Origin of the sequence: Bacillus sp. R45, from assembly GCF_021729365.1 — a bacterium.
GTDB classification, from domain to species: domain Bacteria; phylum Bacillota; class Bacilli; order Bacillales; family Bacillaceae; genus Bacillus; species Bacillus velezensis.
This window is the reverse complement of sequence record NZ_CP091421.1, coordinates 1,541,395-1,564,839: the sequence shown is the minus strand read 5'-3', so window position 1 is coordinate 1,564,839 and position 23,445 is coordinate 1,541,395. Positions and strand designations below refer to the sequence as shown.

General features: G+C 47.5%; 23 protein-coding genes. 1 reads left to right on the top strand and 22 read right to left on the bottom strand.

Annotated features, from left to right (window positions below; genetic code table 11):
• Positions 1 to 51 precede the first annotated feature (51 nt).
• The 16 genes from ffh to L3V45_RS07820 form a co-directional block, all read right to left on the bottom strand.
• Positions 52 to 1,392 (bottom strand): signal recognition particle protein, encoded by a 1,341-nt coding sequence (gene ffh / locus L3V45_RS07895; protein ID WP_003154298.1) that lies wholly within the window; start codon positions 1,390 to 1,392, stop codon positions 52 to 54.
• A gap of 13 nt (positions 1,393 to 1,405) precedes the next feature.
• Positions 1,406 to 1,738: a putative DNA-binding protein gene (locus tag L3V45_RS07890; protein WP_003154299.1), complete on the bottom strand. Its 333-nt coding sequence runs from the start codon at positions 1,736 to 1,738 to the stop codon at positions 1,406 to 1,408.
• A 121-nt stretch (positions 1,739 to 1,859) separates the two neighbouring features.
• The gene (locus tag L3V45_RS07885; protein ID WP_025851293.1) at positions 1,860 to 2,630 is read right to left on the bottom strand and encodes a phosphotransferase family protein; all 771 of its coding nucleotides are present in this window, start codon (positions 2,628 to 2,630) and stop codon (positions 1,860 to 1,862) included.
• An 83-nt stretch (positions 2,631 to 2,713) separates the two neighbouring features.
• Positions 2,714 to 3,703: a signal recognition particle-docking protein FtsY gene (ftsY, locus tag L3V45_RS07880; protein ID WP_003154301.1), complete on the bottom strand. Its 990-nt coding sequence runs from the start codon at positions 3,701 to 3,703 to the stop codon at positions 2,714 to 2,716.
• A 19-nt stretch (positions 3,704 to 3,722) separates the two neighbouring features.
• A complete protein-coding gene (smc, locus tag L3V45_RS07875) occupies positions 3,723 to 7,283 on the bottom strand; it encodes a chromosome segregation protein SMC (protein ID WP_069013486.1) in 3,561 nt (1,186 codons plus the stop codon).
• Positions 7,284 to 7,384: 101 nt separating this feature from the next.
• The gene (rncS, locus tag L3V45_RS07870) at positions 7,385 to 8,134 is read right to left on the bottom strand and encodes a ribonuclease III (protein WP_003154303.1); all 750 of its coding nucleotides are present in this window, start codon (positions 8,132 to 8,134) and stop codon (positions 7,385 to 7,387) included.
• A 138-nt stretch (positions 8,135 to 8,272) separates the two neighbouring features.
• Positions 8,273 to 8,506, bottom strand: coding sequence for an acyl carrier protein (gene acpP / locus L3V45_RS07865; protein WP_003154310.1), 234 nt, complete (start codon positions 8,504 to 8,506; stop codon positions 8,273 to 8,275).
• Positions 8,507 to 8,590: 84 nt separating this feature from the next.
• Entirely contained in the window at positions 8,591 to 9,331 is a 741-nt protein-coding gene (gene fabG / locus L3V45_RS07860; RefSeq protein ID WP_003154312.1) for a 3-oxoacyl-[acyl-carrier-protein] reductase, read from the bottom strand.
• Positions 9,324 to 10,277: an ACP S-malonyltransferase gene (fabD, locus tag L3V45_RS07855; RefSeq protein WP_003154316.1), complete on the bottom strand. Its 954-nt coding sequence runs from the start codon at positions 10,275 to 10,277 to the stop codon at positions 9,324 to 9,326. The genes fabG and fabD overlap by 8 nt, the downstream gene beginning before the upstream one ends.
• 18 nt (positions 10,278 to 10,295) lie before the next feature.
• Complete coding sequence (plsX, locus tag L3V45_RS07850; RefSeq protein WP_003154319.1) at positions 10,296 to 11,294, bottom strand: phosphate acyltransferase PlsX; 999 nt, start codon at positions 11,292 to 11,294, stop codon at positions 10,296 to 10,298.
• A gap of 13 nt (positions 11,295 to 11,307) precedes the next feature.
• Positions 11,308 to 11,874, bottom strand: a complete 567-nt coding sequence (gene fapR, locus L3V45_RS07845) for a transcription factor FapR (RefSeq protein WP_003154320.1) — start codon at positions 11,872 to 11,874, stop codon at positions 11,308 to 11,310.
• A 106-nt stretch (positions 11,875 to 11,980) separates the two neighbouring features.
• Positions 11,981 to 14,029 (bottom strand): ATP-dependent DNA helicase RecG, encoded by a 2,049-nt coding sequence (gene recG / locus L3V45_RS07840; RefSeq protein WP_139890252.1) that lies wholly within the window; start codon positions 14,027 to 14,029, stop codon positions 11,981 to 11,983.
• Positions 14,007 to 14,909 (bottom strand): L-serine ammonia-lyase, iron-sulfur-dependent, subunit alpha, encoded by a 903-nt coding sequence (gene sdaAA, locus L3V45_RS07835; protein WP_003154324.1) that lies wholly within the window; start codon positions 14,907 to 14,909, stop codon positions 14,007 to 14,009. Before sdaAA ends, recG begins: the two co-directional genes overlap by 23 nt.
• Positions 14,910 to 14,929: 20 nt before the next feature.
• Positions 14,930 to 15,592 carry an L-serine ammonia-lyase, iron-sulfur-dependent subunit beta gene (sdaAB, locus tag L3V45_RS07830; RefSeq protein ID WP_003154325.1) on the bottom strand — a complete coding sequence of 221 codons (663 nt, stop codon included), beginning with the start codon at positions 15,590 to 15,592 and terminating at the stop codon, positions 14,930 to 14,932.
• 142 nt (positions 15,593 to 15,734) lie between these two features.
• Positions 15,735 to 17,402, bottom strand: coding sequence for a DAK2 domain-containing protein (locus L3V45_RS07825; RefSeq protein WP_014304994.1), 1,668 nt, complete (start codon positions 17,400 to 17,402; stop codon positions 15,735 to 15,737).
• A 15-nt stretch (positions 17,403 to 17,417) separates the two neighbouring features.
• On the bottom strand, positions 17,418 to 17,780 hold the full coding sequence (locus tag L3V45_RS07820; protein ID WP_003154327.1) for an Asp23/Gls24 family envelope stress response protein: 363 nt from the start codon (positions 17,778 to 17,780) through the stop codon (positions 17,418 to 17,420).
• A gap of 258 nt (positions 17,781 to 18,038) precedes the next feature.
• On the opposite strand from L3V45_RS07820, the gene rpmB reads away from it, so the two are divergent.
• A complete protein-coding gene (gene rpmB / locus L3V45_RS07815; protein WP_003154328.1) occupies positions 18,039 to 18,227 on the top strand; it encodes a 50S ribosomal protein L28 in 189 nt (62 codons plus the stop codon).
• Positions 18,228 to 18,304: 77 nt separating this feature from the next.
• On the opposite strand, the gene spoVM is transcribed toward rpmB, so the two are convergent.
• The 6 genes from spoVM to L3V45_RS07785 all read right to left on the bottom strand — a co-directional run bounded on the left by spoVM (position 18,305) and on the right by L3V45_RS07785 (position 23,440).
• Complete coding sequence (gene spoVM, locus L3V45_RS07810) at positions 18,305 to 18,385, bottom strand: stage V sporulation protein SpoVM (RefSeq protein ID WP_003154329.1); 81 nt, start codon at positions 18,383 to 18,385, stop codon at positions 18,305 to 18,307.
• 86 nt (positions 18,386 to 18,471) lie between these two features.
• Positions 18,472 to 19,116 (bottom strand): thiamine diphosphokinase, encoded by a 645-nt coding sequence (locus L3V45_RS07805; protein WP_003154330.1) that lies wholly within the window; start codon positions 19,114 to 19,116, stop codon positions 18,472 to 18,474.
• A gap of 65 nt (positions 19,117 to 19,181) precedes the next feature.
• Positions 19,182 to 19,835, bottom strand: a complete 654-nt coding sequence (gene rpe / locus L3V45_RS07800; protein WP_003154331.1) for a ribulose-phosphate 3-epimerase — start codon at positions 19,833 to 19,835, stop codon at positions 19,182 to 19,184.
• 1 nt (position 19,836) lies between these two features.
• Entirely contained in the window at positions 19,837 to 20,727 is an 891-nt protein-coding gene (gene rsgA / locus L3V45_RS07795) for a ribosome small subunit-dependent GTPase A (protein ID WP_003154333.1), read from the bottom strand.
• A gap of 14 nt (positions 20,728 to 20,741) precedes the next feature.
• Complete coding sequence (pknB, locus tag L3V45_RS07790) at positions 20,742 to 22,685, bottom strand: Stk1 family PASTA domain-containing Ser/Thr kinase (protein WP_069448728.1); 1,944 nt, start codon at positions 22,683 to 22,685, stop codon at positions 20,742 to 20,744.
• Positions 22,679 to 23,440 carry a Stp1/IreP family PP2C-type Ser/Thr phosphatase gene (locus L3V45_RS07785; RefSeq protein WP_015388247.1) on the bottom strand — a complete coding sequence of 254 codons (762 nt, stop codon included), beginning with the start codon at positions 23,438 to 23,440 and terminating at the stop codon, positions 22,679 to 22,681. Before L3V45_RS07785 ends, pknB begins: the two co-directional genes overlap by 7 nt.
• Positions 23,441 to 23,445 lie beyond the last annotated feature (5 nt).

Sequence of the window (23,445 nt, the reverse complement as noted above, 5' to 3'; positions counted from 1 at the left end):
AGTGTTTGTAAAGTGTTTTTTCTTAACAACGGTTTTATCATGTATAACCGATTACATAAAAGGTAATTTAAAGCCTTTTTTCTTCCCTTTTGACATGTTGGTCATCTGCTTCATCATTTTTTTCATTTCCTCAAACTGCTTTAAAAGACGGTTGACTTCCTGAACGGATGTTCCGCTTCCTTTTGCAATCCGCTTCCGCCGGCTGGCGTTAATAATATCCGGCTGTTCTTTTTCAAGAACAGTCATTGATTTAATGATCGCTTCCACATGATTCAGCTGTTTTTCATCGACTTGGATGTTTTTTAAGCCTTTCATTTTGCCTGCGCCGGGCATCATTTGCAGCAGTTCGTCAAGAGGCCCCATGTTTCGGACCTGGCCGAGCTGCTCCAGAAAATCATCCAATGTGAAGCTCATCGTTCTCATTTTCTGCTCAAGCTCTTTGGCTTTGTCTTCATCAACGGTCGCCTGAGCTTTTTCAATCAGCGTCAGCACGTCACCCATTCCGAGAATCCGGGATGCCATCCGTTCAGGATGGAACGCTTCAAGAGCATCGAGCTTTTCTCCCATTCCGGCGAATTTAATCGGCGTTTCGGTGACCGCGCGGATAGAAAGCGCCGCACCTCCGCGGGTATCCCCGTCAAGCTTTGTTAAAATGACGCCCGTTAAACCGAGCTGGTCATTAAAGCTTTTGGCGACGTTTACCGCATCCTGACCGGTCATTGAGTCGACGACAAGGAAAATTTCCTCAGGATTTGCGACTTCCTTTACGCCGGAGAGCTCATCCATCAGTTCATGATCGATGTGCAGCCGTCCGGCGGTATCTAAAATCACATAATCATGATGCTCTTCCTTCGCTTTTTCAATCGCCTGTCTGGCAATTTCCACCGGGCTGACCTGATCGCCAAGCGAAAAGACCGGCATATCAAGCTGTTTCCCCAGTGTTTCCAGCTGTTTAATCGCGGCGGGGCGGTAAATATCCGCAGCCACGAGCAGCGGTTTGCGGTTATGTTTTTTGCGCAGCAGGTTGGCAAGCTTCCCCGTGGTTGTCGTTTTACCGGCACCTTGGAGCCCGACCATCATAATAACGGTCGGCGGGCGTTTGGCGGCGGCAATTTTGCTTTCTTCGCCGCCCATCAGCTCGGTAAGCTCTTCTTTTACGACTTTAATAACCTGCTGACCGGGTGTCAGACTCTGCATGACGTCCTGCCCGACAGCCCGTTCACTTACTTTTTTCACAAAATCCTTTACGACTTTAAAGTTAACGTCAGCCTCAAGAAGCGCAAGACGGACTTCACGCATCATCTCTTTTACATCTTGTTCGCTGACTTTTCCTTTTCCGCGGATTTTTGAAATCGTCTTTTGCAGTCGGTCGGCTAATCCTTCAAATGCCATTGTTTGCCGCCTCCTAATCTAATTTCTCAAGCGCTTCAATCAGAGCCGTCATTTTTTCCTCTTCCTGCAAGCCGGAAGCAAGCTCTTTCAGCTTTGTAAACATTTCTTTACGCTCCTGAAACTTTTTAAAAAGGAGCAGTTTTTCTTCATATTGTTCAAGCATCGCTTCAGTCCGTTTGATGTTATCGTAAACGGCTTGCCTTGAAACGTCATACTCTTCGGCTATTTCACCAAGGGAGAAATCGTCCAGATAATAAAGCGACATATAGCTCTTTTGTTTTGACGTCAGCAACGACTGATAGAAGTCAAACAAATAGTTCATTCTCGTCGTTTTTTCGAGCGACATTTGAGCTCTCCCCTTTGTTAAGTCAAATCCCTTTACAAAAACTTAGTTTACATGGTTTCAGAGCGTGTGTCAAGTTTTTATCTTGTCAAAGCAGGATGCTCTTTTTACATAATAAGTGTTTTCAAAAAAATTCATACAGACCGTCGTTAAAATACTCGAATTCTTGTTTTGATACACGATAGCGGCAATAGCCTTCGTAAAAAGCATTGAGACATGATTCATTTGTGACAAAACGACTGATCGCTAATGATTCATCATAACGCGGATCTCCCGCCGATATTCCCGCAGCATCGATAAACAGATAGACCTCTCCGTCTCTCACCAGCACATTATCAGTCGTGCAGTCACCGTGAATCATTGTCTGCTGAACAGGAACAGGCCTGTACCTGTCCAATTCCTTCAATAGCTCTGCACTTCCTTCAGCTTGTCCTTTTTTGACATATTCCCCGGCTCGTTTGATTTGCAGATCGAGCCAGTCTGTTTCCGGCTGTAAACCAGAGACCATTTCGGTTTCATGCAGCCGCTGCAGAAACTGGCCGAAACTTTTGATCAGCTTTTTCTTTTCAGTATCCCCTTTGGCTTTTCTTAAAGCCGAAGTCAGGGTGATTCCATCCTCAAATGACATGATGATATGGCTGGCATGCTGTTCCTGTATCATCCCATAGTAAATAGGAACAGGCAGACGACGAGTTTCCGTCAGTTGTTGTAAAACGAAGGCTTCTCTCATTAACCATTCCCGATACTTCTGTTGAAAAGAACTTTTCAGCAAAAATGCGTCTTGGCCGGTCACTATTTTTCGAACGGTTGAAGTGCCTCCCTGTTCATCCAGCAGCGACATATGGTTTATCGCGCCGATCTTACTTTCCAATTCAGCTTTCAGCCATTTGTCCAACAACTGCCCCCTCCATTCCGATCTATCAATGCGTATAAAAAAACGAGTATAAAACCGTCCATTTTATACTCGTTTTTTATTCATTAATCTTCGGCTTTTTCAACTAAATCCGAAAAGAGACCGTATACGTAAGATTCTGCATCAAACCGCTGGAGATCGTCAACCTTTTCTCCGAGGCCGACCAGTTTCACGGGGATGTGAAGCTCATTGCGGATCGCCAGGACGATACCGCCTTTTGCGGTGCCGTCAAGCTTCGTTAATGCGATACCCGTCACATTCGTCGCTTTGGAGAATTCTTTCGCCTGCGCCATCGCATTCTGGCCTGTCGTCGCGTCCAGCGCAAGGAGAACCTCATGCGGAGCCTCAGGCACTTCGCGTTCGATGACGCGTTTGACCTTTTCAAGCTCTTTCATTAAGTTAACTTTATTCTGAAGGCGGCCGGCCGTATCACAAATCAGCACATCCGCTCCTCTTGCTTTAGCCGCGTGTACGGCATCATAAATAACCGCCGCAGGGTCGCTTCCGGCAGCCTGCTTAATGACAGGCACACCTGTACGCTCCCCCCACACTTCAAGCTGTTCAATCGCCCCGGCTCTGAAGGTGTCTCCGGCAGCGAGCACAACGGATTTGCCTTCATTCTTCAGCTTATGGGCAAGTTTTCCGATCGTTGTCGTTTTTCCGACGCCGTTTACCCCGACAAGCAGAATAACGTTCAGGCGCCCGTCCTGAATATTTAATTCAGAAATCTGTTCGTCGCCGCTGTTATAAATGTCGACAAGCTTTTCAGAAATGACGGACTGCACTTCCTGAGGATCCTGAATGTTTTTCAGCTTCACTTCTTTTTTGAGCTCATCAATCAGCTCCATGACGGTTGTAAAACCTACGTCAGCGCCAATCAGCACTTCCTCAAGCTCCTCGAAGAAATCCTCGTCGACTTTCCGGTAGCGGGAGACGAGTTCGTTCACTTTATTTGAGAAGGAATTTCTTGTTTTTTCAAGACCATCTTTAAATTTTTCAGAGACGGAATCTGTCTGTTTCGTGATTTTCTCTTTTAATTTTTTAAAAAAGCTCATCTTTCAACCTCTTTCCTCGTTACTGAACGAATTCTTTTGTTTCTTCCAGTTTGACCGAAACCATTCGGGAAACGCCGGATTCCTGCATCGTAACACCGTAGAGGACATCCGCTTCTTCCATGGTGCCTTTTCTGTGGGTGATGACGATAAACTGGCTGTCGCCGCTGTATTTTTTTAAATATTGCGCAAACCTGAATACATTGGCTTCATCAAGCGCAGCTTCCACTTCATCAAGGACGCAGAACGGCACGGGCCTTACTTTCAGAATAGAGAATAAAAGGGCAATGGCAGTCAGCGCCCGTTCTCCCCCTGACAAAAGATTTAAGTTTTGCAGTTTTTTGCCCGGAGGCTGCGCGATAATGTCCACCCCGGAATTAAGAAGATCATTCGGATCAGTCAGCTTCAGTTCAGCCCGTCCTCCTCCGAATAAAGAACGGAACACGTCGTTGAATTGAGAACGGATCTGGATAAACGTTTCATGGAATCGCTTCGTCATTTCAGAATCCATTTCTTCAATGACTTGAAACAGTGTGTTTTTCGCTTCCGTCAGGTCATTTTTCTGCTCTGTTAAAAACTGATACCGTTCGTTTACCCTTTCAAACTCATCGATGCTGCCGAGATTGACCGTTCCGAGCTCTTCAATTGAAAGCTTGATCAGTTTGACCCGTTTTCTCGCCTCTTCAGGCTCGAGTTCAAGCTGATATTGTTCTTTTGCCCCTTCAAAGGATAAGCTGTACTCCTCGCGTAAATACTGCAAGAGATTATCAAGCTCAACTTCCATCCGGCCGAGTTTTACCTCTTCATCTTTCAGAATGTCCGTTTTTTGCTTGTACAGACGCTTCATCTCTTTCAGCTCAAGCTCGTTCGTATCAAGCGCCCGCTGGAGCTTCACACGCTGGTCGCGCCGGCTGGCGATCAATTCGATCGTTCTCGTTTTATCGTGAAGCTTATGATGGGCTGCTTCTTCAAGCTGCTCCTCACCGCTTGTGCTGGACGTCATCTCTGAGGTCAGGAGGCTTAAATCTTCCCGTGTTTCTTTCAGAGCGAGCTGCGTTTCTTCAAGCTCTTTTTTCAGCCTTTTGAGGTTGTCTTCCTCACTCGAGCACGCCTGTTCTTTTTTCGCAGCGGCCACTTTACATTCCGTCAGTTCATGAGAGAGCGTTTCTTTTGTTGAGGATAGGGTCTGCTTTTGTTTTGTCAGCCTTTCCATCTCTTCCTCAAGCTCTTTCAGCTGGCCGGATGCCTCACTCAGCTGTTCTTCCAAAGCTGATTTGCGCGTCTCTTTTTCCCGGCTGCTTTCCGTCAGTGATGCTTTCTCCTGATCGTAAAGCTCCAAATGGGTATTGATGTTCTTTTCAGCAACTTCGAGTTCATACAGCCTGCCTTTTACATCCTGCTGCTTTGTTCTGAAAGCCTCACCGTCTTCACGGAGGCCGCTCAGCGTATGTTCAAGCTCTTGAATGGCCTGCTTCAGCGCTTTGACCTCTTTTTCGAGCAGAGCTGTTTTTTCTTCCATTTCGGCAAGCCGCGCAGTCACCGTCTCAAGCTCGCGGCTTCTGCCGAGCAGAGAATTGTTTTTCTTTTTAACCGCGCCGCCTGTCATTGATCCGCCTGGATTGACGACATCGCCCTCAAGCGTCACGATGCGGTAGCGGTGCCCGAGAAGCTTGGCCAGTTCATTCGCGCCTTTTAAATCTTCAGTGATCAGCACGGTGCCGAGAAGGTTTTGAATGACATTCCGATACGCCGCATCATATGTGACAAGCCCGCTCGCTGTGCCGAGGAAAGACGGATGCTTTGAAGCCGTCTGTTCATCACGGGTTTGAAGCTGGCGCGGTTTCATAACCGTAAGCGGCAGGAACGTCGCGCGGCCGAAGGAATTCTGTTTTAAATATTGAATCGCTTTCCGCGCCGCCTGCTCATCGTCTGTGACAACGTGCTGCGCCGCTGCGCCGAGTGCAATCTCAATCGCCGTTTCATATTTTTGTTCGGTCGCAATCAGTTCGAGAACGGCGCCGCGGATGCCGCCGAGCTGCTCTTTCTGCTTCAGCACTTCTTTTACGCCTTGGTAAAATCCTGAAAAATCGCCTTGCATCGTTTCAAGCATATCTTTTTTGGATCTGGCCTGCTGGACGAATTGATATGCCTGATACAGCGCTGATTCTTTCTTTTCATACTGGCGTTTTTTCTGTTCATATGCTGTCTGGACTTCGCGAAAGCGGACGACCTGATTGTGAATATCCTCTTCAACGGCGGCCAATTCCTCTTCGCACGCCGCTTTGCGGACTGCAATATCGTTACGTTCTTCAAGGTATTTTTCATTGTTTGCGGTCAGTCTCGCCTGCTGGACCGCAGATTGGGACATCTGATCATCTAAAAGCTGCAGCTCGTTGCGAATCGACGCCTGGCTGTTTAACAATTCAAAGTAATCGCTTTTTAATTGTTCGATTTTCTCTTCTACATTTTCATTATGCAGACTGAGAGCCTGCTGCTTTTCTTTCACCTGGGCGTTTAATCGCTTCACTTCCGCACGAAGTTTATCATAGACGGCAGACTGTTTTTCAATGTCCGCTTTCAGTTCGGCTTCTTTGTTCGTGTAATGTGTAACGGATTCCTCTAGCTGTTCCCGGTTTTGCGCGGCGTTTTTTTTGCGCTCTTTCAGCACTTCTTTCCGGCCTTCCAGCTTTTCCAGCTCTTCACTTGTCACGAGCAGAACCTGCTGCAGTTCGTTGACGGATTCATCAAGCGCGTGGATTTTATCTCTCGTCTCTTCTATCATCGCTTCTTTTGCGGACAGAGCTGATGATTCCGCCAATTCTTCTTGTTTTGCCGTCTGCACCTTTTCTTTTAAACCCGACCATCTGCCATGCAGTTGTTCGATGTCAAAGGCGGTAAGGGCAATTTCGACATGCTCAAGCTCTTTCTTTTTTTCTAAGTAGTCTTTGGCGATTGATGCCTGGATTTTCAGCGGTTCGACCTGATCTTCAAGCTCGTGGAGAATATCTTCCACCCTGTTTAAGTTATCCTGCGTCTCAAACAGTTTGTTTTCCGCTTTTTTCTTTCGTGTTTTATATTTCAGCACGCCGGCCGCTTCTTCAAAAATACTGCGGCGGTCTTCCGCTTTGCTGCTGAGAATCTCTTCGACTTTCCCCTGGCTGATAATGGAGAATGCTTCTTTTCCGAGCCCGGAGTCCATAAATAAGTCAATGATGTCTTTCAGGCGGCACTGCTGATTGTTGATGAGAAATTCACTTTCTCCGGAACGGTACACCCGCCTCGTCACGCTGACTTCGTGATAATCGATCGGGAGAAAATGATCTTCATTATCAAGCGTTAACGTGACTTCGGCAAGGTTCAGCCGCTTGCGCGAATCACTTCCCGCAAAAATGATATCTTCCATTTTTCCGCCCCGAAGCGAGCGGGCTGATTGTTCACCGAGCACCCAGCGGATGGCTTCGGTAATGTTGCTCTTTCCGCTGCCGTTCGGACCGACAACGGCCGTGACGCCTTTTACAAAGTCAACGGATATCCGTTCTGCAAATGATTTAAATCCTATAACGTCTAAACGTTTGAGGAACATCCCAGATCCTCCTTATCGTATAAGTATCTCAATATTATCATAATCACCCGCTTATATCAGGCGCAGACATACTGAAATCCCCCTAGGGATACAGGGGGATTTTATTGTTTCGTATGATGTTTTTGCAATTTTGCAAGAGCTTCCTGTGCCGCATGCTGCTCGGCTTCTTTTTTGGAACGTCCGTTCCCGATACCGAGCGCCTCACCTTTAAGAGAGACGAGCGCCTCGAATTCCCGGTTGTGGGCAGGCCCTTTTTCATTGAGAATTTTGTACTCAAGCGATCCTTTTCCGTCCCGCTGTACAAATTCTTGAAGCTGGCTTTTGAAATCCATCACATGAGAAAAAGCACCATCGTTTATTTTAGGGAACACGTACTCTTTCAGGAATTGCTGAACCGGCTCAAGGCCCTGATCCAGATACAGTGCGCCGATAAACGCTTCAAACACATCCGCTAAAAGTGCAGGACGCTTTCTGCCGCCCGTCATTTCTTCTCCTTTTCCCAAGAGAACAAGATCGCCGAATGACAATTCGTGGGCAAGTGAGACGAGTGACGGCTCGCATACGATAGCGGCTCTCAGCTTCGTCAAATCTCCTTCACTCATGGCCGGATATTTGGCAAATAAGAATTGGGAGATCGTCAGTTCCAAAACAGCGTCACCTAAAAATTCAAGCCTTTCGTTGTCTTCATACGGCTTTTTCCGATGCTCATTCACATAAGATGAATGTGTAAATGCTTGATACAAAAGTTTCTCGTTTTGAAAATGAACCGAAATCCGTTCTTGGAACTCTTTAAATTGCTCTATTTTTTTATAGAACTTTTTTTTATCTTTAAAATGTGAGTGTTTTGACATAGTAACCTCCATAGGCACATCAGGTTCACCGCGCTCCCCGCCGTAAACGGAATCAGCAGCGCGTACAGCGTCAGACGCCGGTAACCGAACGATTAAAGGGCTAAAGCCCCGCTGTCAGGCGGGACTTTTAGCATCAGCTTATTGCTGGTTTTGTATGTAGTTCACAGCGTCGCCGACTGTTGCAATCTTTTCAGCATCTTCGTCAGAAATCTCCATATCAAACTCGTCTTCAAGTTCCATAACAAGCTCAACTACATCTAGGGAATCAGCACCTAAGTCTTCCTTGAAAGAAGCTTCAAGTTTGACGTCAGCTTCATCAACGCCAAGGCGGTCTACGATGATTTTCGTTACACGCTCTAATGTATCTGCCATAGCAATTCACCTCCCCTCAAGTATTATAGAGGATTCGTTTTTAAAAAACTAGAGAAACTAGGATGAAATTTTAAAAACAAATCTTTACATCACCATTCCGCCGTCAATATGAAGGGTTTGGCCCGTCATATAACGCGATCCTTCAGAAGCAAGGAACGTAACAACGCTGCTGATATCGGAAGGATCACCGAAACGCGCGAGCGGAATCTGCTTCAGCATTTCATCTTGGACTTCTTTAGAAAGCTTGTCCGTCATATCCGTGGAAATAAAGCCCGGAGCAATGGCATTGACCGTAATATTTCGGCTCGCAAGCTCTTTGGCTGATGACTTCGTTAAGCCGATTACACCGGCTTTTGCCGCCACATAGTTTGCCTGGCCGGGGTTTCCGCTGACGCCGACGATTGATGATACGTTGATAATCCGGCCGGAGCGCTGTTTCATCATCTGTCTTGTAACGGCTTTCGTGCAGTTGAATACACCTTTTAAGTTAATGTTAATGACATCATCCCATTCATTTTCTTTCATTCTCATCAGAAGATTGTCTTTTGTGATCCCCGCATTGTTCACGAGAATGTCGATTGAAGAAAATGCAGCGACAGCCTCTTTCATCATGTTTTGTACTTCTTCGGAATTTGATACATCGGCTTTTACGGCGATCGCGTTTCGGCCCAAAGATTTGATCTCATCTACGACTTCGTTCGCTTTCGCTTCATTCCCGGAGTAGTTGACTACTACATTACAGCCGTTTTTCGCAAGATCAAGCGCGATCGCCCGCCCGATTCCGCGGGACGCTCCCGTTACCACTGCTGTTTTTTCATTAAGCATCCTGATTCTCCTCCTTCAGCGTTTGAATCGCCAGTTCGATGGTTTCATGGTCAGAAACCGAGATTGTTTTCAGGCGGCGGTTCACTTTTTTCACAAGGCCTGAAAGCACTTTTCCAGGCCCGATTTCAACAAACGTCGTGACGCCTTCGTCAATCAGTTTGTTAATGGTTTCTTCAAAGCGAACAGGCGAATACAGCTGTTCGATCAGTTTTTTCTTGATATCGTCTTTTTCTGTCATAACGTCAGCCGAAACGTTTGAAATCACGGGAACAGCCGCATTTTTTAACTCACAGGCGCTGAGCACCTCCTCGAGTTTTTGCGCTGCCGGCTTCATTAATTCAGAATGGAACGGTCCGCTTACTTCTAATGGGATCGCCCGTTTTGCTCCGTTGTTTTTCGCTTCCTCTGAAGCCAGCTCCACGCCTTTTGCCGTTCCGGAAATGACGATCTGGCCGGGGCAGTTCAGATTTGCAAGCTGTACGAGATGACCGTTTTCCGTCACTTGATCCGTCACCTTTTTCAAGGACTCCGCATCCATTCCGAGAATCGCTGCCATGGCGCCTTCTCCGGCCGGCACGGCTTCATTCATGAATTCTCCCCGTTTTCTTACCGTGTAAACGGCATCTTTAAATGTCATCGCTCCCGCCGCAACAAGCGCCGAATATTCTCCGAGGCTGTGGCCGGCGGTGAAATCAGGGGTGATGCCGGATTCTTTAAACTTTTCCAATACGGCGATGCTCGTTGTCAACAGCGCAGGCTGCGCATTGTATGTAAGGGTCAATTCTTCGGCGTCACCTTCAAAAATGAGCGAGCTCAGCTTTGTTTCAAGCGTTTCATCCGCTTCATCAAAAATACGTTTTGACGCTTCTTCGCGTTCGTACAGGTCTTTTCCCATACCGATATATTGTGATCCCTGTCCGGGAAATAAAAATGCAATCTTACTCATGATGCGGTAACCTCCAGACTACTCATCTGTTTTTTCTTCTTTTACTTCTTCTTCTATAAATGCGGCCACGTTTTGGCTGACCATTTCTCTCGCCTGGCGCAGCGCATGGTAAACAGCGCGTGCGTCAGAAGAGCCGTGCGCTTTAATGACGGGCGCTTTCAAACCGAAAAGACTCGCCCCGCCGTACTCAGAATAGTCCATTTTCAGTTTCATTTCCATCAGCTTCGGCTTCAGCACTCCCGCTGCGAGCTTAGAAACAAAACTTGAAGTCAGTGTATCTTTCAGCATTTTGAAAATCGATAACGCTGAACCTTCCAATGTTTTCAACGTGACGTTGCCCGTAAAGCCGTCTGTGACGATGACGTCAGCAGCGCCTTCGAGCAAGTCTCTCGCCTCAACGTTTCCGACAAAATTCACGTTTGTTTCTTTTAATAATTCAAACGTCTTTTTTGTCAGGTCGTTTCCTTTCTTTTCTTCCGTGCCGACATTTAACAATCCGACGCGGGGCGAGCTGATTCCGAGGACCTGCCGGGCATATACAGATCCCATAATTCCGTACTGGACGAGATGCTCCGGTTTGGCATCGACATTGGCTCCCACGTCCAAAAGAAGGAAACCGTCGCCTGAAACGGTCGGAAGCGTCGGCGCAAGCGCAGGCCGGTCGATTCCTTTAATTCTGCCGACGATAAACAGTCCCGCTGTCATGAGTGCGCCCGTATTCCCCGCTGAGATACAGGCGTCCGCTCTGTTTTCAGCCACTTCCTGCGCCATCAGCACCATAGAAGAGTTTTTCTTTCTGCGTACGGCGCGGACCGGTTCATCCGTCGGTTCAATCACTTCATCGGCGTGCAACACAGTGATGCGGTCTGATGTTGTTGGCAAGTGTGATTCTATCGTTGTCTTGTCACCGACCAGCGTAATATGAAGATCGTCAAATGCCTCAATACTCTTCATTACTCCGTCAATAACAGCTTTGGGTGCGTTGTCGCCTCCCATTGCATCTACAGCTATTCTCATGCATGCTCCACCTTTATGATTGTTTTGAACGGTACATATCAAAGCTGCCGGAGAACACGACTTCTTCTCCCACATAGCTGTTGACTTCAACTACCGTTCTGCCTTTTTCTTTTTCGACTGCCGTCACTTTGGCTTTCGCAACGACGCGCTCGCCTTCTTTCACCTGTCTTGTAAAGCGGATATTTGCGCTTGCGGTCAGCGCCAGCTCATCATCAATGACGGCTACGGCGAGTGAGTTCGCCTGCGCAAACAAATGATGCCCCCGCGCAATTTGATTGCGGCTGAAGACATGTTCGCGTCTTACTTCTAATATGGAAATGGCCTGGCCGTCAAGCTCCAGATCAATGATTTCACCGATCACTTCGTCTAAAGACAATGATTTCACTTCATCATCAAGCGTTTGTTCTGCCACGTTTTTAATTCTTTCCCTCAGCTCCGGTATTGAGAGCTCTAAGCGGTCTAAACGGATCGTCTGAATGCTGACGCCGAATTTCCCCGCTAATTCTTCATCTGTGATGAAGGGTGTCGATTTGATCGTCTGCTGCAATAATTTTTGGCGTTCTTTCTTGCTTCTTCTCATCTGTAAACACCATCCGGACAATTAAGACTAGGTACTAATAGTAGTATATAATCTCATAGATTGGAATGCAATGATTGTTTTTTGAAAGCCGCCGAATTTTACAGAATCAGCTTAATTTCTCCCCTTCTAAGACGCCGCTTGAAAGTAATTGACCGCGCAGCATGCGGTATTCGTCATCTTTCCAAAAAGCCTCTGAAGACACCAGATTGGCCGCATCCTGGCGGGCCGTTTCCAAAGCTCTGTAGTCATGAACCATATCCGCCACCTTGAACTCGGGCATACCGCTCTGTTTTTTTCCGAAGAAATCACCGGGACCGCGCAGTTCAAGGTCCTTTTCAGACAGCTCGAAGCCGTCGTTTGTCTCTGACATGATTCTCATCCGTTCCTTCCCGGTTTCGGATTTCGGATCGGCCATCAAGATGCAGAAAGATTGGTGGTCTCCCCGCCCGACCCGGCCGCGGAGCTGATGGAGCTGAGATAATCCGAAACGGTCGGCGTCATAGATGACCATAATCGTCGCATTCGGCACGTTCACCCCGACTTCTACGACGGTTGTTGACACAAGTACCTGACATTGATTGGCGCTGAATTCTCTCATCACTTGATCTTTTTCATCAGAATGGAGCTTCCCGTGCATCAGGCCGACATTCCATTTACCGCGGTAAACGTCAGACAGCATGTTATATACGTCAATCGCATTCTGTACATCCAGTTTATCCGACTCTTCAATGAGCGGGCAGATAATATAGGCTTGCCTTCCCTGCTTCAGCTCTTTTTCTATAAAAGCCAAAATCCGCTCCAGCATGTCGTGTTTCACCCAATACGTTTCGATTTGTTTTCGCCCCGCGGGCATTTCATCTATCACGGAAACATCCATTTCTCCGAAGACGGTAATGGCCAACGTTCTCGGAATCGGAGTGGCTGTCATAAACAGCACATCCGGATCCTGACCTTTATTCTTGAGTTTTTTGCGCTGTTCGACCCCGAACCGGTGCTGCTCGTCCGTAATAACAAGACTCAGCGCTTTGAATTCCACTTCATCCTGGATTAAAGCATGGGTCCCTACTAAAATATCAATCTCTCCGAGAGCAAGCCGCTCCAAAAGCTCCCTGCGCCGCTTTCCTTTTACAGAACTCGTCAAAAGCGCGATATTTACATCTTCATTTGCAAACAACGATACGAGAGAATCTGCATGCTGTTCGGCCAGAATTTCAGTCGGCACCATTAATGCCCCCTGATACCCCGACAGAATCGCAGCGTACAAAGCGATGGCGGCGACGGCCGTTTTCCCTGAACCGACATCACCTTGCAGCAGACGGTTCATTCGGTAAGGGGATGTCATATCAGCGGTAATTTCCCGAAGCACGCGCGCCTGTGCGGTCGTGAGTGAAAACGGCAGGCTGTCTGTGAAAGCGGTGAGCTTTTCAGCAGGAAACACATGGCTGATGCCTTTTGACTGTTCCCTTTCCGCTTTACGGAACGCCTGCATTTTCAGCTGAAATAATAAGAATTCCTCATAAACAAACCGGCGTCTTGCCTGCTGTAACGATTCCCTCGTTTCAGGCTGATGCATCGTCTGCAGGGCATGTTTGTAATCAGGCAGCTTATAGCGGATTCTTAATTTTTCAGGAAGCGGATCGGCCGCACTGTCCAAATGATGCTGCAGCGCTTCCTTAATAAACCGTCTCATCATTTTTACGGTGACGTTTTCTTTAACGGAATAAACAGGCTCAATGCTTTTATCTTCTTGATGAGGACCGTTTTTTAATTCCTGCACGGAAACGGTCTGTCTGTGTTTATCCCACTTCCCAGATATCGTGACGACAGAACCTAACGTCAGTTTCTTTTTTAAGTAGGGACGGTTAAAGCAGACCGCGGTAATTAAATAATTGCCGACAAGCACCCTGAATGTCAGCCTGTTTCGTTTTTTGCCGTAATAGGTAAGAGAAGGTTCTGAATGAACCTTCCCTTCTACCGTCACTCTTTCTTCATGTTTTACTTCTTCTAAATCCCTCAGCTCATAGTCGTCATAACGGTAAGGGAAATAATTCAGAAGATCAGAAATGTCATAGATACCAAGTTCGTGCAATGTTTTTTCTGTTTCCGGCCCAATGCCCTTAATTTCCGCTATACTAGTTTGCTGATGGTGTGTCACTTGATTTCAGCGCTCCTCCGAAAATTTTTTTCTCTAATTCTCTTCCCGTCGGTGTCGCAGCTAAACCGCCTTGTCCCGTTTCACGCAGTGCTGTCGGCATTGTCTGGCCGATTTTGTACATCGCGTCAATCACCTCATCGCAAGGAATGCGGCTTGTAATCCCGGCCAGCGCCATATCCGCCGCGATCATCGCGTTGGATGCTCCCATTGCGTTTCGTTTGACACACGGCACTTCTACCAATCCGGCGACCGGGTCACATACGAGACCGAGCATATTTTTCAGTGTAATCGCCATTGCTTCCGCTGATTGCTGAGGCGTTCCGCCCGCCATTTCCACAATCGCGGCCGCTGCCATGCCTGATGCTGATCCGACTTCCGCCTGACAGCCTCCTGCCGCTCCTGAAATACTCGCATTATTTGCTACGACAAAACCGAACGCGCCGGCTGTAAACAGAAAACGGATCATTTGTTCTGTCGTAGGGTTCAGCTTATGCTTTACGGCGAATAACGTTCCCGGCACAACCCCGGCAGAGCCGGCGGTCGGTGTAGCGCAGATCGTTCCCATCGCCGCATTGACTTCATTTGTCGCCACAGCTTTAGAAACGGCGTCTAAAATCAGATTGCCCGACAGGCTTCTTCCCGATTGGATGTATGCCTGAAGTTTCACGGCATCTCCGCCTGTTAAACCGGTCTGACTCGTGACGCCCTTCAGCCCTTTTTCAACAGCTGCTTCCATGACGGAGAGATTGCGCTCCATTCCTTGAAAGATTTCTTCTCGTGTTTTTTGCGTCACTTCCATCTCTTGGGTGATCATCACTTCCGAAATCGGAATTTGTTTTTCTTGAGTGATTTCTATTAATTCTTTTACATTACGAAACATGTCATTTTCCTCCTGACTTTTTAGTCAGCTATCTTAGTAACCTGTATAATATTAGGAAGTGTTGAAAGCTCGTCAAGCACTTCTTCTTCAATATTCTGATCGACCTCAATCGTCATCAGCGCAAGCTGGCCGACGTCCTTACGCGCCACTTCCATATGTCCGACGTTGATGGAGAATTTCGCAAGCACATTGGCAACGCCTGCAATCGTGCCGAATTTATCATTGTGAACGACTAAAATAGCCGGGTGGTTTCCGGAAAGTCGCAGCTCAAAGCCGTTAAGCTCCGTGATTTCTATTTTTCCGCCGCCGATGGAAATACCGGTAAGGGCAAGCTCTCCCTCATCATCAGAAATGACGATACGCGCCGTATTCGGATGAACGGGCACGGCATCCTCTGTACGGAACTCTACATATATGCCCTTCTCTTCCGCAATTTGAATCGCTGTTTTAATCCGTTCATCAAATGTATCAAAATCAAGCAGGCCGCCGATAATCGCGACATCAGTGCCGTGACCCTTATACGTTTCTGCAAATGATCCGTAAAAAGACACAACGATCCGGCGGGGCTCCCGCCTGAATAAGCTTCTGGCCACTCTGCCGATCCGGGCGGCGCCTGCGGTATGTGAACTGGACGGACCGATCATGACCGGGCCGATAATATCAAAAACGCTTCTATACTTCATGCTGGTTTGCTCCTCCTTAACATCACTTCATTCAGCGCTTTTCTTTAGACTAATTGAACATTTCTCAATTGGCAAGCAGGCACACTGCCGCACTGCCGCAGGTAAATAAAGGCATAAGAATAGAAGGGCCTGATAAGCCCTTCTATTCTGCCGCAAATATATATGGATACAGAGGCTGTCTGCCGTTATGGATTTCAACCTCGATATCTTCACAGACGCTAGCAATATACTCAGCGAGTTTCTCAGCTTCTTCTTCCGGCGCGTCCTCTCCGTACAGGATGGTGACGATTTCATCTTCTTCCCCGATCATTTCATCCAGCAGCAATTTCGCCGCACTTATCCGATCTTCGGCGCTGCCGATAATTGAACTGTTTAAAATGCCGATAAAATCACCTTTTTTAATTTCTTTGCCGTCAATATGGGTGTCTCTGACTGAATATGTCACCTGTCCGCTTTTCACATTCCGGATGGCCTCAAGCATATTGGCTTCATTTACATCAGCCGGCTGGTCAGGGTTAAACGCAAGCAGGGCGGTCATGCCTTGAGGGACCGTTTTTGCCGGAATGACAATGACATTTTCTTCAGCTACGCTCGCCGCCTGATTGGCAGCCATCACAATATTGGAATTGTTCGGAAGAATGAAAACCGTCTCCGCATTGACAGACTGAACGGCTTCAACAATATCTTCCGTGCTCGGATTCATTGTCTGGCCGCCTTCGATTACGTGTGAAGCGCCGATGCTCGTAAACAATTCAGAAATGCCCTCTCCCATTGCCACAGTCACGATGCCAAAAGGCTTGCGGGCTTCTTTCATAACGCCGGCCGGCTTTTTTTCATCATGTTCTTGGCTGATGATTGAAGTATGCTGTTCCCTCATGTTTTCAATTTTAATTTTAATCAGATCGCCGTAACGCTGTGCGAGATTGAGTACGTTCCCTGGTTCTTCGGCATGAATATGAACTTTCGCCAGCGTATCATCAGCCACGACCAGCAATGAATCGCCGAAACGGCTCAGTTCGTTTCTGAACGCCTCTTCCTTGAACGTCCGTTTATCTTGATCCAGCCTCACCATCACTTCCGTACAAAATCCGAATTCAATGTCTTCTGTACTCAGCATGCTCTGCGCGCTTTTATGATGCTCGGCATTCACCATATCATCGAGTGCCGGAAGAACCGCTTTTTTCGGTACGGCCTCTCCTTTTAAAGCAGCCAAAAAGCCTTCATATACACAAAGCAGACCTTTTCCGCCGCTGTCAACGACACCGACGTCCTTTAAAACAGGAAGCAGATCCGGCGTGCGGTTGAGCGACGCTTCCGCTTCTTCAATAACGGCCTCCATGACTGAAATAATATCGGTTTCTTCTTTGGCCGAGGCGACCGCTTTTTTAGCCGCATCCTTGGCCACGGTTAAAATCGTTCCTTCAACCGGTTTCATAACCGCCTTATATGCCATATCCACTCCCGCTTGGAGTGCTGCGGCAAACTCTTGGGCGTCAATTTGGTTTTTGTTTTCAATGCTCTTTGTGAAACCTCTGAACAATTGGGACAAGATCACCCCTGAGTTTCCTCTCGCTCCCATAAGCAGGCCTTTTGACAGGGCGATGCCGACTTTGCCGATGTCGGGTGAGTCAATGTGCTCTACCTCTCTTGCACCGGATGACATCGATAAATTCATATTTGTTCCGGTATCGCCGTCAGGCACGGGAAACACGTTCAGCGCATCCACCGCGGATGCGTTTTGAGACAATGTCTCAGCCCCCGCCAGAATCATTGCCGCAAAAGCTCTCCCATCTAAGTTTCGTCTAGACAATACTCATCCTCCTCACTACGGGTTCGTTACTCGTACGCCTTGGACATAAATATTTACAGAATCAACTGCAAGTCCGATTGTTTGATTTACTGTGTATTTTACCTTCGTCTGAACATTGTGGGCTACTTCGGATATTTTAGTGCCGTAGCTGACAATAATGTACATGTCGATATGTATTTGTTCGGCTTCCTGACGGACATGTACGCCTTTTGCGAAGTTCTCTCTCCGGAGGATTTCAGACAAACCGTCTTTAATCTGGTTTTTTGAGGCCATCCCCACTATTCCGTAACAGTCAATGGCAGCGCCTCCGGCAACCATTGCGATGACTTCGTTGGATATATCAATCTGTCCGTATTTTGTCTTCATTTCAATGGACACACAGGTTCCTCCTTCAGGTGCATAGAGTTATCATTATTCTACTATATGTATCCCATTATGAAAAGAAAAGATACAGACAGCGGCCTTCAGCGCGGAAATGTGATTGGTTTTACATGTCAAGTGATTTTTCTTGAAAGTAAGGGAAACAATAGTTGCAAACGGTTTTTAGCTGTGGTAAATTATTTAAAGTATTGTATAACGAAAGCATCTGAGACACTATGTTTAAAAAGATGTTTCGCGCAGTTAGGAGGGAAACAAATGGCACGTAAATGTTTTATTACAGGTAAAAAAACAAAAGCCGGAAACAACCGTTCTCACGCAATGAACGCTTCTAAGCGTACTTGGGGCGCCAACCTTCAAAAGGTCCGCATCCTCGTTGACGGCAAACCTAAAAAAGTGTATGTATCTGCCCGGGCTTTAAAATCCGGTAAAGTTGAGCGTGTATAAGCAAAAATGAACGCCTGCCCTTTTATGCGGCAGGCGTTTTTTATGCGTTCAAAGAGGGCGATTTCAGCTTCTTAGGCTTACTCTTTTCTAAATGAGCCCAGCATCGCCCGGACAATTCCTCCTAAAAACTTCGGCAATTTAATGGTATAAAATTTCATTTTGTCCCCTCCTATAAGTCCCGTATCCGCTGCGTTCATCACTTTAGGATTCATGGTTTTTTCCGCATATGGCAGAAGCCGCTTTTCTAATCCGCGCTCCTTACCATTATTAATATGCCTTTTGCAAACGAAAAAGTACCTCGTGAATGAATGAGTTCGTTACTAATACATAGTGTGGAACCCAGAGGAATATGACAATTATCAAGGGGATATTTAAAACCGTCGAGTGTCAGGCCGTCTGCCGCTTCCGTAAACGGAATGAAAGAAATATAGCGTCTGCGCGCTTTTTCTTCAATTGTATAACGGCCGGGCCCGAACATCTGAATGTCATTCTGCCGGTCGATCAGCTTGACATCGGTATGCTTATGTAAGGCTTTATACAGCAGCTGGATGTTCCCTAAAAAGTGATCGGCTCTTCCGCCCGTCACACCGAATACCCGAATATTTTCCGGTTCTTTTTGTAAAGCCCAGTCAAGGGCGAGTTCAAGATCGGTATAATCTTTTTCCGCCTGATACACATGGAGGGCCGGCGCCGCTTTTTGAATCTGCATGAGCTCCTCTTCCGTAATGCTGTCAAAATCACCGAAAGCTTCCTGCGGAATGATTCCGGCCTCCAAAAGAGCAACCGTCCCTTTATCAACTCCGACCCACGTCGTATCTCCGTCTGTGTATTCGGATAGATCGGGAATAAGCTCCCGCGGGCCGCCCGCAACGATATTGATTGTCTTCATATGCTATCCTCTCTCTTAGACGCGAAAAGAGCCGGCGGCTTTCACCGGGCTCTTTTTCAGCATGTTTATGATGCGTTTCGGATGTCAGCGATAGCTTTTTTCCGATCCGGCTGATTATATACGGCAGACCCGGCAACAAGCAGATTGGCGCCCGCTTCAGCGCATAAAGGGGCTGTTTCTTTATTAACGCCTCCGTCCACCTCGATTAAAAGCTCAGACAGGCCTTTCTCCTCAGCCAGCTGTTTGACCTGACGGATTTTCGGCAGAACCGAATGAATGAAGCGCTGTCCGCCAAAACCGGGGTTAACCGTCATTAACAGCACAAGGTCAAGCTCCTCGATCACATGTTCAATCATTTGGACGGGCGTATGCGGATTAAGCACAACTCCCGCTTTTACCCCTTGCTCTTTTATCAATTGAATGGTCCGGTGAAGATGCGGACACGCTTCAGCGTGAACGGAAAGGATGTCCGCACCGGCTTTTGCGAATGCCGGGATGTAGCGGTCCGGGTTTTCAATCATAAGATGGACATCCAGCGGCAGATCAGTCACCGGACGGACGGCTTCAACGATAAGCGGCCCGATTGTAATGTTAGGGACGAAATGGCCATCCATGACATCAATATGGATATAGTCCGCCCCTCCTTTTTCCACGTCTTTAATTTCCTCGCCCAGTGAAGCAAAATCGGCGGAAAGAATTGATGGCGCAACCTTAATCATATTAATACCTCGGCTTTCTCTCTTTTATTTCCTGCATAAATTCTTTGTAATGCTCATAGCGGTACGGCTGAATCTCTCCTTCTTCCACCGCTTGCTTTACCGCGCATTTCGGCTCCTTAAGATGCAGACAGCCTCTGAATTTGCAAGAGGCGCTTATTTCTCTGATCTCAGGGAACGTGCTGCCCAGCTCTTCTTCCTCAATGCCGGTAAATTCAAGCGAACTGAACCCCGGAGTATCCGCAACCAGACCGCCTGATGTATGAATGAGCTCCACATGGCGCGTCGTATGTTTTCCGCGTCCCAAATGCGCGGAAATCTCGTTTGTTTTCAGCTCAAGCTCCGGGCTGATCGCATTTAAAAGCGAAGATTTTCCGACTCCGGACTGACCGGCAAACACCGTCGTTTTGTCCTCGAAGTGTTTCACAATGCCTGTTAAGCCGCTGTTTTCTTTTGATGACGTCACATATACGTCATAACCGATCGCCTGATAGTCTTTCACGTAAGAAAGTATCGCCTCTTTCGATTCCCCGTCTGCAGCTAAGTCCATTTTGGTTATGCAGATGATCGGGTGAATGCCGTTGGCTTCCACAAGGACGAGAAAACGGTCCAATAAAGACGTGCTGAACGCCGGCTGAACGGCAGAAAAGACGAGAACGGCCTGATCGACATTTGAAATCGGCGGCCTGATCAGCTCATTTGTTCGTTCTTTGATTTCCAGCAGGTAGCCTTCTTTATCATTTTCAGCCTGATAAACGGCATAATCGCCGACCAGGGGCGTTATTTTATTTTTTCTGAAAATGCCCCGGCCTCTGCATTGAATGATCTTGTCCTGTGATTCATCCAAGACATAATAGAATCCGCTTAACGCTTTTATAATTTTGCCCTCAGGCATAGGGTCCCTCCTTATCAGTCATTATCTTTCGGGTATTCAATCGTTTTGTAGCTGACGACTTTATGATCGACCATCACTTGATAATACCCCTTCTGTCCCTGATCAATCTTCAGTTCAATTGTTTTTTCGGTCGGCTCTTTTATTTTAAATGAGTCATACGTATCAGAGATGCTGTGGTCCTTATCATCGATGGCGATTTGCACTTCAAGCTCTTCCCCTTCATGTTCGGGTTCGTAAGGAATGCTGATTTTTTCTTTTACCGTTTTCGCCGGTTTTTCTTCAGGTCCGAGCGAGAACGTCACTTCAACATTACTTCCCGGCTTAACCGCAGTACCGGCTGACGGCTCTTGTTTCATGACTTGTCCTTCCGGCACGTCATCTGAATGGGCTTGTTTTTCAACAAGCTGCAGGCCGTTATCTTCAAGATACCCTGAAGCCGCTTCTTTGCTGTAAGTCTTTAAGTCCCTCAGCGTAACGTCCGCCGGGCCGAGGCTGACCGTTAGATTGACTTCATCATCGCTTGCGACCATATCGGTGCCGGCTGACGGGTCCTGATCAATTACGGTGCCGGCCTCGCTGTCATCGTTTTCTTCTTTGACATTGACATGTTTAAAACCTTTTTCCTTCAGCGCTTTTTTTGCGTCGCCGATCTGCCGTCCTTTCACGTCGATCAGCTGGGTTTTCGGTTTTCCGATGCTTTTGTACAGTTTTACAGAAGAGCCTTCTTTAACGGTAGACCCCGCTTTTGGGTCCGTTTTGACCATTAATTCCTCTTCTATTTTTTCATCTTCAATATCCGTTATATCAGGATCAGCCCGGAGCCCGTTCTTTTCAAGCAGGGCTTCCGCTTTTTCGTACTTCATGCCCCGTACGTCGGGGACGCTTACATCTTTAGGCATAAATAAAGACGGGAACACGGTGACCGCAAGAACAGCCGCCATAATGAAAATGAAACAGACGGCCAGCAAAACCCACGGCCATTTCCGTTTTTTCTTTTTGGCTGGCTGCTGTTCCTTATCATCCGTCTCCCCCGGCGTTTCCGCCTGAGACGCGGCTTTTGCGCCGTCAGTAATAACGGGAATGGCTTTTGTCATTTCCTCATCATCCTGCACGGAAAATTTTTGTTCATTCAGCCTGCCGGCGTCAAAAGCCGTTCTGATGTCCGCCTCCATGTCTTCGGCGCTTTCATAGCGGTGAAACGGGTCTTTGGCGGTTGCCTTTAAAATAATGTTTTCAACGCTCTGCGGAATGGAAGGGTTCCACTTTCTGGCGGAAGGCGTTTCTGTTTGCAGGTGCTTTAGCGCTATGCTGACGGCTGATTCTCCGTCAAAAGGGATTTTGCCTGTTAAAAGCTCAAACAGCACGATGCCGAGCGCGTAAATATCTGATTTTTTCGTTGCCAGGCCGCCTCTCGCCTGCTCCGGAGACAAATAATGAACCGAGCCCAGCACAGAATTCGTATGTGTGATTGTCGTAGACGTAAGCGCTGTGGCGATGCCGAAATCCGTCACCTTGATATGCCCTAAATGATCTATCAATATATTGTGCGGTTTAATATCCCGATGCACGATATGGTTTTGATGGGCATGGGCGATGGCCGAGACGATCTGCTCCATAACGGACAGCGCTTCTTTCGGATGAAGCGGTCCGTGTGCGGTTATGTATTCCTTTAATGTCATGCCTTCCACATATTCCATGACAATGTAATAAATATCGCCTTCCTCCCCGATATCGTAAATACTGACGATATTCGGATGATCGAGGCTTGATGCCGACTGTGCTTCTCTTCTGAAACGCCTGATAAAATCAATGTCATTCACAAAGTCAAACCGCAGAATTTTAATTGCGACTTCACGTTCGAGAATGATGTCCTCAGCTAAAAAAACGTTTGCCATTCCGCCGCCGCCAATGGGCCGGAGGATATGATAACGCCCGCTGATCCGCTTGCCGGTTAGCACTTGTCTTCACCCTCTTTTGCATCTGCGGAAAACTCAATCAACACAGCCGTGATGTTATCTTCGCCGCCGTTTTGATTTGCTTTGCTGATGAGAAGGTCTACTTTTTCCTGAGGATCAGATTCGGCTTGAAGCATTTGTTTGATCTCGTGATCTTCTATTTTATTTGACAGTCCGTCAGAGCATAAAAGCAGCTGATCGCCGTCAGACAGTTCAAAAGAACGGGCGTCGGGGCTGATGGTTTCATCTGTCCCCAGCGCTCTCGTCAATACATTTTTCCGCGGATGGTGCTCGGCGTCCTCTTTCGAAATTTCCCCCGTCTTGACCAGCTCATTCACAAGCGAATGGTCCTCAGTCAGCTGAGTGAATTCCCCCTCTTGAAGCAGGTAGCACCGGCTGTCACCAATATGAGCCACAGTGACAAACTTCCCCGTGAATAAGGCGCAAACAATGGTGGTGCCCATTCCCCGGCATTCTTCATTGGCTTTAGCGTGGTCATGCACTTTGACATTCGCCTCATGAATCCGGTCTTTCAGCCAATCCTCGCAAGCAGACGGCAGAGAAGGAACCGTTTCGGTCCGGTTCCACTGCTCTTCCATCGCCGCAACCGCCATCCTGCTCGCTACATCTCCGGCAAGATGACCGCCCATGCCGTCGGCGACAACCGCAAGCACCGCGTCTTCTTTTGTGAAAATGCCCGCCGCATCTTCATTATGCCGGCGGACTTTACCTGTATCTGTTTTCAAGGCTGTAATCAACCTCT